This window comes from Streptomyces vinaceus, from assembly GCF_008704935.1.
GTDB lineage: Bacteria > Actinomycetota > Actinomycetes > Streptomycetales > Streptomycetaceae > Streptomyces > Streptomyces vinaceus.
The window spans coordinates 4,840,184-4,852,439 of sequence record NZ_CP023692.1; the positions used below are offsets into that span (position 1 = coordinate 4,840,184).

The following is a 12,256-nucleotide window of genomic DNA, read 5'->3' on the forward strand; positions in this document are numbered from 1 at the left end:
TCTGCCACCTGTCTCAGCCGTCCCGGTACTTCGGCGCGGGCGGTCCGGCCACACCGGGCAGAACGGGCTTGAGGTGCGTCACGTACGCCTGCATCCAGGGGCTGTTGTCACCGCCGGCGCGGTAGTTCTCCAGCACCTTGTTGACCCGGCGGACCAGGTCGGAGGCGTCCTTGTTCATGGCCACCCCGTAGAACTCCCGGGTGAACGGGGAGCCGACGAGGCGCACCGACGGGTCCTGCGCGGCCTGGCCGGCCGCGAGCGCGTTGTCCGTGATGATGCCGTCCACCTCGCCCAGCTGGAGCCGGACCAGGCAGTCGAGCTGGTTGGGCACGCTGACGGACACCGAGCCGTACGGCTGGGCCCTGAGCGCCGCCTCGGCCGTGGAGCCGGCCGCGGTGCAGATGCGGCGGCCCTTCAGGGAGGCGTCGTACCCGGTGATGGGCGAACCCTTGGGGGCCAGGACCTGCTGGCCGGCCTCGAAGTACGCCGTCGAGAACGCGACGTCCTCCAGCCGCTTGCAGTTGATGGTCATGGTCCGTACCACGACGTCGACACGGCCGTCCTGGAGCGCGGGCACGCGCTGGCTGGTGGGGATCGCCCGGTAGATGACCGCGTTCTCGTCGCCCAGGATGTCCTTCGCGATGGCCTTGACCAGGGCGATGTCGAACCCGTCGAGGCGGCCGTCGACCGGGTTGCGGTAGCCCCACTTGAAGCTGTTCTGGTCCACGCCCGCGACGAGCTTGCCCGCCTTGCGGATCCGCTCGATGGCCGGCCCGTCCACGCCGTTCGGGCGCAGGCTGGCCTCGGGGTCCTGACAGGTGTCGGTGAGCGACCAGGGGCCCGGGGCGGCCGCCATGGAGGCGGGCTCGCGGACCACGGCCGGGTGGCCGCCCTCCGGGGCCGCCTGGGCCAGCGGCAGCAGGACGGCCGCGGCCGTCACCGCGCAGGCGGCGGCCATCGCGCTCACCCCGCCCCAGCCGCGCAGCCGCGCCGCCAGGCGCCGCACCCCGGAAGCGCGCGGCACCGGGCCGGGAGTCCCGGCCGTACCGTGTACCCCGGCCGCACCCCGTGCCCCGCCGTCGTGGCCCTCGTCGTGGGACTCCACGCGTATCCGCATCGCTGTCACCTGTACTCCGAAAGCCGGCGCCCGATGCCGAGCAGTGCCGCCGCGGCGCCGACGACCGCCAGGGCCGCCGAACCCGTCACCAAACCGCCCAGTGCGCCGAGCCCGCCCCGGGCCGCCCGGGTGAACTCCTTCTGCTCATGGGCCACTGCCTGCTCCAAGGACGCGTCGACCGTGTCGAAGGAGGCCCCGCTGCTGTCCTTGTGGTCCTTGTCCCCGATGACCTGGGGCAGCGCGGCCTGGTAGTCGCCGCGCAGATCGGTCTCCCGGGCCGCCGCGTGCCGCTGCTTCCACTGCTTGACGCCGTCCGCGGCCCGGGCCACCGGATCCCGCCCGCTGCTGTCGTCGGCGAGCTTCTGCGCCTTCGCCAGGCCCGCGTCCAGCTCCTTCATCTCGGCCGTGAAGTCCACGTCGTACTTGTCGGACTTGTTGTCCGCGGCCAGTACGGCGCCCCGCGCGATCAGGGTCAGGTTCTCGCTGGCGCGCGCCTGGAGCGAGGCGATCCGCGCGTCGTTGAGCACCTTCAGGGACTCCTGCCCGTCCGATCTGGCCACGGCCAGCTCCGACCGGGCGACCGTGTGCCCCACGGCCAGCCACATGAGCAGCACCAGCGAGGCGGCCGTCGCCGCCGCGAGGCCGTGGTTGAAGACCCGGTTCGTACGCCGGTAGTTGCGGCGCTGCGCCCAGGCCAGCGCGGCGAGCGCGAGCAGGCCCGTGCCGATCGAGGCCAGCGGGAGCGAGCGGGCGTCGTCGTAGTCCGTGTAGAGCCGGCCGGTCTCCGCCTCGTACAGCCGCTGCGCGGCGGGCAGCAGCTGGGTGCTCATCTGCTCGTTGGCGTAGCGCAGGTAGGCACCGCCCAGCGGCAGGCCCTGCTTGTTCGTGGCCCGGGCCTGCTCGATCAGGCCCGTGTAGCGCGGAAGCTGCTCGCCCAGCAGCGCGATCTGCTTGCGCGAGTCCTCGTCCGCCCCGGTGTTGGCCGCCGCGTTCACCAGCAGCTTCGAGGCGTTGGAGACGTCCTTCTCGTACCGCTCGCGGACCTCGCGCGGCTCGTCGGCGCCGGCCAGGAACCCGCTGGAAGAGGCCGTGTCGGCATCGGCGAGCGAGCGGTAGATGCTCGCCGCGTCCGCGCTCAGCGGCTGGCTGCGGCCCACCACGTCGTCCGCGGCGCCGACCCGGGCGGAGATCTCCCACACGGTCACCAGGCCGAACAGCAGCACCAGGGCGGCCAGGGCCGCCCCGATGATCCGCAGCCGGCCGGGCTCGGTCGTGGCGGCCGCGCGCAGCCGCTCCACGCCCTCGGCCCAGGCCGTACCCGGCCGCTCGGATCCGGGCGGCGGGCCTGGCGGGGGACCCGGCGGCGGCACGGCGACAGCGCCCCCCGGCGCGGGCGCGCGTGATGTGATGGCCACCGTGACCTCCCCCTCGGTCCTGACTGCTCCGCAGCAGTATGGCCGTAGTGGCGGTCAACCACAGCACCCGGTGCTGGATCTTGGCGATCCGCCACCGTCGTGCGCCGACCCCACCCCTTCACCGTGAATACGTCTCCACGGCCGCCACGGTTCCAGACGCGGGCCCCTCCGGGGCGGGTTCACCCGAAATGGGCACGGAGTTTTCCGTGTGCCTCGGGCAGCGCCCCGAGCGCGTCCAGCCCCAGCAGCCCCGCGCCCAGGACGGGCGGGGCCGAGACCACCGACACCCGCGCGTGCGGGGCCCGCCGGGCCAGCTCCGCCGCGATCCGCCCGTCCAACTGCTCGTGGCCGGCCGTGAGCACACCGCCGCCGAGCAGCACCGGGGTCTCCACCTCCAGGAGCTCCAGCCGGGCCAGCGCCACCGAGGCCAGCGCCACCACCTCGTCCGCCTGCCGCTCCACGATCGCCGAGGCCACCGCATCTCCGGCCGCGGCCACCGAGAACAGCACGGGCACCAGCTCGTGGGTCCGGCCGTGCGCCAGGGTCCCCAGGTGGAGCGCCTCGATCAGCTCGGCCATCGAACCCAGCCCGAAGTGCCCCGGCAGCGCCGCCGCCAGCTCCGTCGGGCCGCCGCGGCCGTCCTCCGCCCTGGCCGCCCACCACAGGGCCTCCGCGGCCAGGCCGCCCCCGCCGCCCCAGTCCCCGGAGATCTGCCCGAGGGCCGGGAAGCGGGCGGTGCGCCCGTCGGGCCGCATCCCCACGCAGTTGATGCCGGCCCCGCACACCACCGCGACCCCGCGCGGCCGCTCGCCCGCGGCCAGCCCGGCGCGCAGGATGGCGAAGGTGTCGTTGAAGACCCGGGTCGCCGCGCCCCAGCCGCGCGCGCCGATCGCGTCCGCGAGCTGCCGCTCCTCCACCGGGAGATCGGCATTGGCCAGGCACGCCGACACCTGCTCGGCGTACGGGGCCCCGGGTGCGGCCGGCGCCAGCCCGGCCGCCTCCGCGGCCTCCGCCACCGCCCGCCCCAGGACGTCCACCGCCTCCTCGACCCCGGTGCGCGGCGGCTGGAAGCCGCCGGCGCGCCCGGTGCCGAGGACCGTGCCGTCCGCGGCGATCAGGGCCGCGTCCGTCTTGCTGTTGCCCGCGTCGATGGCCAGGACGGCGGGCCGTACGGGCTGGGCGGGAGGGGCGGGAGGGGCAGGAGGGGCGGGAGGGGCGGGAGGGTTCACGCCCATGCCAGGTGCTCCTTGTTGTGCGCGAGGAGACGGTCGGTCAGGCCTTCGGCGAGGTCGAACTGGCCCACCAGCGGGTGGGCCAGCAGCGCCTTGAAGACCCGCTCGCGGCCGCCCCGTACGGCCGCGTCCAGCGCCAGGTCCTCGTACGCCGTGACGTGCGCGACCAGCCCCGCGTACAGCGGGTCCAGGCGGGCCGCGGCCAGCGGCACCGGGCCGGACCGGTCCACCCGGGCCTGCACCTCGATCACGGCGTCGTCCGGGAGGAACGGCAGCGTCCCGTTGTTGAGCGTGTTGACCACCTGTACGGAGGCCGGGCCCGGCCCGCCGTCGCCCAGCAGGGCCGCCGCCAGGTCCACGGCCGCCTCCGAGTAGAAGGCGCCGCCCCGCTTGGCCAGCAGCTCCGGCTTCTCGTCCAGCGCCGGATCGGCGTACAGGGCGAGCAGTTCCTTCTCCATCGCGGCCACCTCGGCGGCCCGCGAGGGCTTGCCGCCCAGCTCGCGCACCACGGCGTCGTGCGCGTAGAAGTACCTCAGGTAGTACGAGGGGACGACGCCGAGGCGGTCCAGCACCGCGCGCGGCAGCCGCAGGTCCTCGGCTACGGCCGCGCCGTGCTCGGCGAGCAGGCCGGGCAGCAGGTCCTCGCCGTCGGGGCCGCCCTTGCGCACCCCCAGCTCCCAGGTCAGGTGGTTGAGGCCCACGTGGTCCAGGTGGATGTCGGACGGGGCCAGGTCCAGCAGCGCCGCGAACTTCCGCTGGAAGCCGATGGCCACGTTGCACAGCCCGACCGCCTTGTGCCCGGCCCGCAGCAGGGCGCGGGTGACGATCCCGACGGGGTTGGTGAAGTCGATGATCCAGGCGTCCGGGTTGGCCCGCCGCACCCGCTCGGCGATGTCCAGCACCACCGGGACCGTCCGCAGCGCCTTGGCGAGACCGCCGGCGCCCGTGGTCTCCTGCCCGACGCAGCCGCACTCCAGCGGCCAGGTCTCGTCCTGGAGCCGGGCCGCCTGCCCGCCGATGCGCAGCTGGAGCAGGACCGCGTCGGCGCCCTCGACGCCCGCGTCGAGATCGGCGGTCGTGGTGACGCGTCCCGGGTGCCCCTGCTTGGCGAAGATCCGCCGCGCCAGCGCGCCGATCAGCTCCAGCCGTTCGGTGGCGGGGTCGATCAGCACGAGCTCGGCGATCGGCAGGGTGTCGCGCAGCCGCGCGAAGCCGTCGATCAACTCGGGCGTGTAGGTGGATCCGCCGCCCACCACTGCGAGTTTCATGGTCACTAGCCTTTCACTCCCGTCAGGGTGACGCCCTCGACGAACGCCTTCTGGGCGAAGAAGAAGAGGACGATCACCGGCGCCATGACCAGCACGGTCGCGGCCATGGTGAGGTTCCAGTTGGTGTGGTGCGCCCCCTTGAAGGACTCCAGTCCGTAACTGAGGGTCCAGGCGGCCGGGTTGTCCGAGGCGTAGATCTGCGGGCCGAAGTAGTCGTTCCAGGCGGAGAAGAACTGGAACAGCGCGACGGCGGCGATGCCCGGCTTGGCCATCGGAAGGACGACGCGCAGCAGCGTGCGGAGCTCACCGCAGCCGTCGACCCTGGCCGCGTCCAGGTACTCGTCCGGGATGGTCAGCAGGAACTGGCGGAGCAGGAAGATCGAGAACGCGTCACCGAACGCCATCGGGACGATCAGCGGCCACAACGTGCCGGACAGGTCCAGCTGCTTGGCCCAGAACAGGTACATCGGGATGACCACCACCTGCGGCGGCAGCATCATCATGGCGATCACCAGCAGCAGGGACAGCCGCCGCCCGCGGAAGCGGAACTTGGCCAGCGCGTACGCCACGGGCACCGAGGAGACCACGGTCAGCAGTGTGCCCAGCCCCGCGTACAGCAGGGTGTTGCGCCACCAGGTCAGGAATCCCGGGGTGTTCCACACCTTGGCGTAGTTGCCCCACTCCCAGGTGTCGGGCACCAGGTCGCGGGTCAGCGCCTGCTGGTCGCTCATCAGGGAGGTCAGGAAGAGGAAGACGAACGGGAGGACGAAGAACAGGGCGGCGGCCACCCCGAGGGCGTGCACCCCGATCCAGTGCAGGAGCGCCCTGCGGCCGGCGACGCCGCCGCGCCGCGGCCCGGCCGTCCCGGCCGCCGCCCCGGAGGTCCTCGGGGCGGCGGGAGCCGTCGTGTCGGTCAGCTGGGCCATCTCAGTCACCTGTTCCGATCAGCCCGCCACGGCGGCGCATCAGGAGTGCGGTGAAGGCCATGGAGAGGGCGAAGAGGACCAGCGCGACGACACACGCGGTGCCGTAGTCGAAGCGCTGGAAGCCGACGTTGTAGACGACCTGGGGCAGGGTCAGCGTGGACTTGTCGGGGTACCCCGGTTCGAACTGCTGGCCCGAGCCGCCGATGACACCCGCGGCGACCTTCCCCGCCACCAGGGGCTGCGTGTAGTACTGCATGGCCTGGATGACCCCGGTGACCACCGCGAACAGGATGATCGGCGAGATGTTCGGCAGGGTGATGTGCCGGAACCGCGCCCAGGCACCGGCCCCGTCCAGCTCCGCGGCCTCGTACTGCTCCTTCGGTACGTCGAGCAGCGCGGCCATGAAGATGACCATGAGGTCGCCGACCCCCCACACCGCGAGGACGGTGAGCGCGGGCTTGGACCAGTCGGCGTCGGTGAACCAGCCGGGGGCGGGCAGGCCGGCGGCCTCCAGCAGGGTGTTGACCGGGCCGGTGCCGGGGTTGAGCAGGAAGACGAAGGCCAGGGTCGCGGCCACCGGCGGGGCCAGGTAAGGCAGGTAGAACAGGGTCCGGAAGACCCCCGCACCCGTCTTGATCCTGGTGATGAGCAGGCCGACGCCGAGGCCGAAGACGACCCGGCAGGCGACCATCACCACGACCAGCCACAGGGTGTTGCGCATGGCCGGCCAGAACAGCGGATAGTCCGTGAACACGTACGACCAGTTGTCCAGGCCGTTGAAGACGGGCGGGCGGAAGCCGTCGTACTTCGTGAAGGAGAAGTACACGGTGGACAGGAGCGGGTACGCGAAGAAGACGGCGAACCCGATCAGCCAGGGCGACATGAAGGCCGCGGTCCGCAGGGCGGCCCGGCGGCGCTTCGCCCGCAGCGGGGGCGCGGGGGCGACGGCGGCGGCACTGGTGCCGGTGCCGGTGACGGTGACGGTGCTGGTCATCGGCGCTACTTCGCCTTCGCGATGTCCGTGTCGATCTGCTGGCCGGTCTTGGCGAGGCCGGCCGCGATGTCGGCGACGTCGCCCTTCTCGACCGCGTACGCGAGGTCCTGGAAGGTCAGCTGGTAGGTGCCGCCGTCGGCCTGGGCCGGGGTGGTGTTCGACTTCGGGTGCCGGGCGATGTCGAGGAAGGTCTTGAACTCCGGGGTGACCTGGAGGTCCGGGGAGTCCAGCGCCGCCAGCGTGGAGGGCACGTTGTGGATGGCGTTGGCGAAGGCCACGACCGCTTCGGTGTCGGTGGTCATGTACTTCACCAGCTCCCAGGAGGCGTTCTGCTTCTTGCTGCCCGAGGCGATGCCCATGATCGTGCCGGAGAGGTAGCCCTTGCCGTAGTCGCCGGCTTGGTCGTCCGGGACCGGCAGCGGCGCGGTGCCGATCTCGAAGGTGACCCCGGCCTCCTTGGCCATCGAGGCCCGCCACTCGCCGTCGATCTGCATCGCGACCTGTCCCTTGTGGAAGGGGTGCTCGGCGCTCCACTCGTCGCCGAAGGTGCTGCGGAACTTCTCCAGCTTCTCGTAGCCCCCCAGCTTGGCCACCAGGTCCTTCTGCGCCGTCAGCATGCCGGCGAAGGCCGGGTCCTTGGCCAGGTTGGACTTGCCGTCGGCGCCGAAGTACGTGGGGCTCCACTGCGCGGCCAGGCGCACCGGGGTGGTCTCGTAGCCGTGGTAGGTCGGCATGATGCCGAGCTGCTCGTAGGAGTCCCCGTCGGGCTTGGTGAGCTTCTGCGCGACCTCGACGAACTGACTCCAGGTCTTGGGCGGCTCGGTGATGCCCGCGGCTTTGAAGGCGTCCTTGTTGTAGACGAGCCCGTACGCGTCGTTCAGCAGCGGCAGCGTGCACTGGTTGCCGTTGAACTGGGTGTAGTCGAGGAGGGTCTTGGGGAAGACCTTCGCCTTGTCTATGCCGGCTTTCTTGAGGAAGGGGTTGAGGTCGGCGAAGGCGCCGGAGTTGCAGAACTTGCCGACGCTGTCGGTGGTGAAGGAGGAGACCACGTCGGGGGCCTTGTCCCCGCCCGCCCGGAGCGCCTGGTTGATCTTGTCGTCGGTCATGTTGCCCGTGACCTTGACCTTGATGTTCGGGTGCGCCTTCTCGAAGCGGGCGATGTTCTCCTCGATCGCCTTGGCCTCGCTCGGCGCGGACCAGCCGTGCCAGAAGTTGAGCGTGACCTCCTTGTCCGGATCGTCGGCGGCTGCGCTTCCGCTCTGGCCCGTGCACGCGGTGGCGAGGACGGACAGCGCGGCGACGGCGGTGGCCAGGGCGGTCAGGCGGCGGGTTCTGGGCATGGCGGGGCTCGCTCTCTGCGGGAGGAACTTCCGGGACGGGTGCCAGGGGTGCGAGGAGGGGCGTGAGGGGAGGGGCGGCGGGGGAGCCCGGGGCCGGTGGTGCCGGTCCCCCGGGGTGCGGTGGTCAGCGGCGCGAGGTGTCGAACACCTCGTCGCGGGTGGTGGCGAGGGCGCTCTCCAGCGCGCCCCGCAGTACGGGCCGCTCGCGTACGGTGCCGGACACCAGGCGGGGCCGCGCGGGGGCGAGCTCGGCGAGCTCGGCCTCGACGAGCCCGCGCAGCACGTCCCCGCCCGCCCCCGTCACCGCGCCGGCCAGGACCACGATCTCCGGGTCCAGTACGGCGACCAGCGAGGCGATGCCGGTGGCCAGGGCGGTGGCGTAGCGCTGGAGGAACAGCAGGTTCGCCCCCTCGGGGTGCTCGGCGGCGCGGGTCAGGAGTGCGACGGCCGTGGCCACCGGCGGGGCCGCCGGCCCGGCTCCGGGGCCGGGCGGCGCCGCGATGCCCAGCGCGGCCGCCATCGCGGGCACCGCCTGTACCCCGGCCAGCTCCTGGTATCCGCCGGAGTTGACCTGGGCGACGTGCCGGACCAGGGGGTGGCCCGGTACGGGCAGGAACCCGACCTCCCCCGCGCCGCCGGTCCAGCCGCGGTGCAGCCGGCCGCCGAGCACCAGGGCGGCGCCGAGCCCCTCCTCGTTCCACAGCAGGACGAAGTCCCCGTGGCCGCGGGCCGCGCCGAGCCGCTGCTCGGCGACCGCGGCCAGGTTCACGTCGTTCTCGTACTCGACCGGCATCGGCAGGGCCGCCGCGAGTTCCTCCAGGAGGGTGGGGGAGTGCCAGCCGGGCAGGTGGTCGGCGTAGCGCAGCGCCCCGGTGCTGGGGTCGAAGGAGCCCGGGGTGGCGATGACGACCCGGTGGACGTCGGAGCGTTCGAGCCCGGCGTCCCGGACGGCCGCGCCGAGGGCCCGGGTGACCCGGTCGACGGCGCCGGTGCCCTCGGCGTACGGGAGCGCGTGGCTGCCGATCACCTCGCCGGTGAGATCGGCGACGGCCGCGACGATGCCGCCGGGGGTGACGTCCAGTCCGGCGACGTGGGCGGCGCGCGGGTTGACCCCGTACAGCTGGGCGTTGGGTCCGGGGCGGCCGCCGGCGGTGCCGGAGGCCACGACGAGTCCGGCGGTTTCGAGGCGGGCGAGCAGCTGGGAGGCGGTGGGCTTGGAGAGTCCGGTGAGCCGGCCGATGCGGGTGCGCGACAGGGGACCGTGCTCCAGCAGCAGGTCCAGCGCGGCGCGGTCGTTCATGACGCGCAGCAGGCTGGGGGTGCCCGGGGTGGTGCCGGTCATGGGTGCTCTCCGCTCACGGGGCCGAGGCTGCGGCCGTCAGCAACTGTTAGGTAAGTTTCCTATCGGTGTTTGAGCTGTGTCAATGCCGCTGCCCCCGCAGAAATGAACCTGCGGGGGCAGCGGCGTGGTGCGGGAGGGGGGAAAGGGGCTACTTGGTGATCCGGGGGGTGCCGGAGGGCGGCGGGATCGGGGCGGTGGCCAGGGACTGCGGGGAGGCCGGGTTGGCGAGCGCCGACGGCGCGGCCACGGCGGCCGAGGGGTCGGCGGCCTCCTCCTCGTCCTCGGCGGCCGGCAGCCCGCCGATGATCCGGATGCCGGCCTCGTCGAAGGCCTCCTTGATCCGCCAGCGCAGCTCGCGCTCCACGGAGAACTGCTGGCCCGGCATCGTCTTCGCCGAGACCTTCACCGTCATCGAGGCCAGCAGCACCTCGTCCAGGCCCAGCACCTCCACCGGACCCCACAGGCGCTCGTCCCACGGGGACTCCTTGGCCAGGCCCTCCGCGACCTGCTTGACCACCTCGCGGATGTGGGTCAGGCTCTCCGACGGCTTGACCTGGACGTCCACGCCCGCCGTCGCCCAGCCCTGGCTGAGGTTGCCGATCCGCTTGATCTCGCCGTTGCGGACGTACCAGATCTCGCCGTTGTCCCCGCGCAGCTTGGTGACGCGCAGGCCGACCTCGACGACCTCGCCGGAGGCCACCCCCGCGTCGATCTTGTCGCCGACGCCGTACTGGTCCTCAAGGATCATGAACACGCCGGACAGGAAGTCCGTCACCAGGTTCCGCGCGCCGAAACCGATCGCCACACCGGCCACACCCGCGCTCGCGAGCAGCGGGCCGAGGTTGATGCCCAGCGCGCCGAGCACCATCAGTCCGGCCGTGCCGAGGATCAGGAACGAGGCCACCGAGCGCAGGACCGAGCCGATCGCCTCCGAGCGCTGCCGCCGGCGCTCCGCGTTGACGAGCAGCCCGCCGAGCGCCATGCCCTCGACGGCCTCGGCGCCCCTGTTCATGCGCATTATGAGCTTGGTCAGCGACTTGCGGACCAGCGAGCGGAGCGCGGCCGCGATCACCAGGATCAGCAGGATCTTCAGGCCGAGGTACAGCCATCCGGCCCAGTTCTCCTCGATGAAACTGGCGGCGTTCGTGACGCTCTCGTGGGCCTCCTTGACGGAAGCGGCCGGGTCCGGGGTGTCGGCTGCGAGGGGCAGCAGGGCGGCATGCCAGGGCACGACGGGAACCTCCAGGTATAGCGGTCTGCCCGCGGAAAGGGGTGTGCGGGCAGGCCTTCCACACTAACGGGGCATTCGGGTGACCCCGTTGCCGTGTTCGAGGGAGAGACCGGACTCACCTGGGGATGAAGCGGGTGTGGTTGAAAACACCTCGGACCCGTTACGGGCGCGTGGTGGCGCTTCGACCAGCCGTAAGGGGAGACTGGAGAGCAGATCGTCCCGGCGCGAGCCACGCGCCGCCGACGTACAAGGAGGCAGTCCGTGCCGCACGTCCTGGTCCTCAATGCGTCGTACGAGCCGCTCGGCGTCGTACCGCTCCGCCGCGCGCTCGTCCTCGTCCTGGAGAACAAAGCCGTCTCCCTGGAGGAATCCGGCGCCTTTCTGCACAGCGCGACAAAAGTCGTCCCCGCGCCCAGCGTGGTCCGGCTCAAGCGCTTCGTGCGGGTCCCCTACCGGGGGCCCGTTCCACTCACCCGCCGCGCGCTGTTCGCCCGCGACGGCGGTCGCTGCATGTACTGCGGAGGGGTCGCCACCAGCGTCGACCACGTGATCCCGCGCAGCCGGGGAGGACAGCACGTGTGGGACAACGTGGTCGCCGCATGCCGGCGGTGCAACCACGTCAAGGCGGACCGGCACCTGCTGGAGCTGGGCTGGCGCCTGCGCCACCAGCCGGCTCCGCCGTCGGGTCTGGCCTGGCGGATCATCGGCACGGGCCACCGGGACCCGCGCTGGATGCCGTACCTGGAACCGTACGGTGCGGAGGCGGCCCTGGACCGCATCGGCGCGGCGTCATAGGCCCGGCCGCCGGTCCGGCCCCGGTGCCGGGGTCCGGGCCCGGCGCCCGTACCCCGGAAGCGTGATCGCGCGCCGCCGAGCCCCCGTCGGGTCGGCGGCGCCGCTCGACGCTGCCCGGTGCCGTCCCCCGCTCGGCGCTGCCCGGTGCCGTCCCCCGCTCCACGCTCCCCACCCCTGCCCCCGCCCGTTCCCCGGGGCCGGTCCCGGGCCCCGCCGCCGAACGGCTCGGCGCCCGTGCCCCGCGCCGCGTCCGTGTCCGCGGCTGGGGGGTTCTGACCTGGATACGCCAGGAATGCGGCGCTCCCCACGGGGTATGGCTGCGATGTTCCCCGGCGGTGTTCCATGGTTCCTGACCCACTCTCACGCCCCGTACGGACAAAGGAGCAACCGCCCGTGAACACCGCACCCGGCACCCGACGCACCCCCCTCCTCGCCCACCTGCCCGCGCAGGCCGGGGCCGCCGAGGGGCCCCTCACCAGCGAGCCCCCGCTCGCCGGTGCCGCCCACGCGCCGCTGACCAGTGAGCCCCCGCTCACCGGCGAGGCGCCGCTGACGAGCGAACCGACCAAGCCCGCCTAGACACAGGGACACAGGTA

11 protein-coding genes are annotated in these 12,256 nt (G+C 72.8%); 2 read left to right on the plus strand and 9 right to left on the minus strand.

Annotated features, from left to right (window positions below):
* Positions 1–13: 13 nt before the first annotated feature.
* The 9 genes from CP980_RS21840 to CP980_RS21880 form a co-directional block, all read right to left on the minus strand.
* Positions 14–1,117: a glutamate ABC transporter substrate-binding protein gene (locus CP980_RS21840; protein WP_150528881.1), complete on the minus strand. Its 1,104-nt coding sequence runs from the start codon at positions 1,115–1,117 to the stop codon at positions 14–16.
* A 5-nt stretch (positions 1,118–1,122) separates the two neighbouring features.
* Entirely contained in the window at positions 1,123–2,532 is a 1,410-nt protein-coding gene (locus CP980_RS21845; protein WP_373312895.1) for a hypothetical protein, read from the minus strand.
* Between the two features lie 179 nt (positions 2,533–2,711).
* Entirely contained in the window at positions 2,712–3,767 is a 1,056-nt protein-coding gene (locus CP980_RS21850; protein WP_150528882.1) for an N-acetylglucosamine kinase, read from the minus strand.
* Positions 3,758–5,032 (minus strand): 6-phospho-beta-glucosidase, encoded by a 1,275-nt coding sequence (locus tag CP980_RS21855; protein WP_132755156.1) that lies wholly within the window; start codon positions 5,030–5,032, stop codon positions 3,758–3,760. Before CP980_RS21855 ends, CP980_RS21850 begins: the two co-directional genes overlap by 10 nt.
* Positions 5,033–5,037: 5 nt before the next feature.
* Positions 5,038–5,958 carry a carbohydrate ABC transporter permease gene (locus tag CP980_RS21860; RefSeq protein WP_150528883.1) on the minus strand — a complete coding sequence of 307 codons (921 nt, stop codon included), beginning with the start codon at positions 5,956–5,958 and terminating at the stop codon, positions 5,038–5,040.
* A gap of 1 nt (position 5,959) precedes the next feature.
* Positions 5,960–6,841 carry a carbohydrate ABC transporter permease gene (locus CP980_RS21865; RefSeq protein ID WP_132756061.1) on the minus strand — a complete coding sequence of 294 codons (882 nt, stop codon included), beginning with the start codon at positions 6,839–6,841 and terminating at the stop codon, positions 5,960–5,962.
* Between the two features lie 116 nt (positions 6,842–6,957).
* The gene (locus CP980_RS21870; protein WP_132755160.1) at positions 6,958–8,292 is read right to left on the minus strand and encodes an ABC transporter substrate-binding protein; all 1,335 of its coding nucleotides are present in this window, start codon (positions 8,290–8,292) and stop codon (positions 6,958–6,960) included.
* Positions 8,293–8,416: 124 nt separating this feature from the next.
* Complete coding sequence (locus CP980_RS21875; protein WP_150528884.1) at positions 8,417–9,634, minus strand: ROK family transcriptional regulator; 1,218 nt, start codon at positions 9,632–9,634, stop codon at positions 8,417–8,419.
* Between the two features lie 148 nt (positions 9,635–9,782).
* Positions 9,783–10,865 carry a mechanosensitive ion channel family protein gene (locus CP980_RS21880; RefSeq protein ID WP_132755164.1) on the minus strand — a complete coding sequence of 361 codons (1,083 nt, stop codon included), beginning with the start codon at positions 10,863–10,865 and terminating at the stop codon, positions 9,783–9,785.
* 261 nt (positions 10,866–11,126) lie between these two features.
* Here CP980_RS21880 and CP980_RS21885 point away from each other — a divergent pair, with 261 nt between their 5' ends.
* Together CP980_RS21885 and CP980_RS21890 are read left to right on the plus strand one after the other, a co-directional pair.
* Complete coding sequence (locus CP980_RS21885) at positions 11,127–11,660, plus strand: HNH endonuclease (protein WP_099892298.1); 534 nt, start codon at positions 11,127–11,129, stop codon at positions 11,658–11,660.
* A 342-nt stretch (positions 11,661–12,002) separates the two neighbouring features.
* The gene (locus CP980_RS21890; RefSeq protein WP_229907072.1) at positions 12,003–12,239 is read left to right on the plus strand and encodes a hypothetical protein; all 237 of its coding nucleotides are present in this window, start codon (positions 12,003–12,005) and stop codon (positions 12,237–12,239) included.
* The last annotated feature ends 17 nt before the right edge of the window (positions 12,240–12,256 follow it).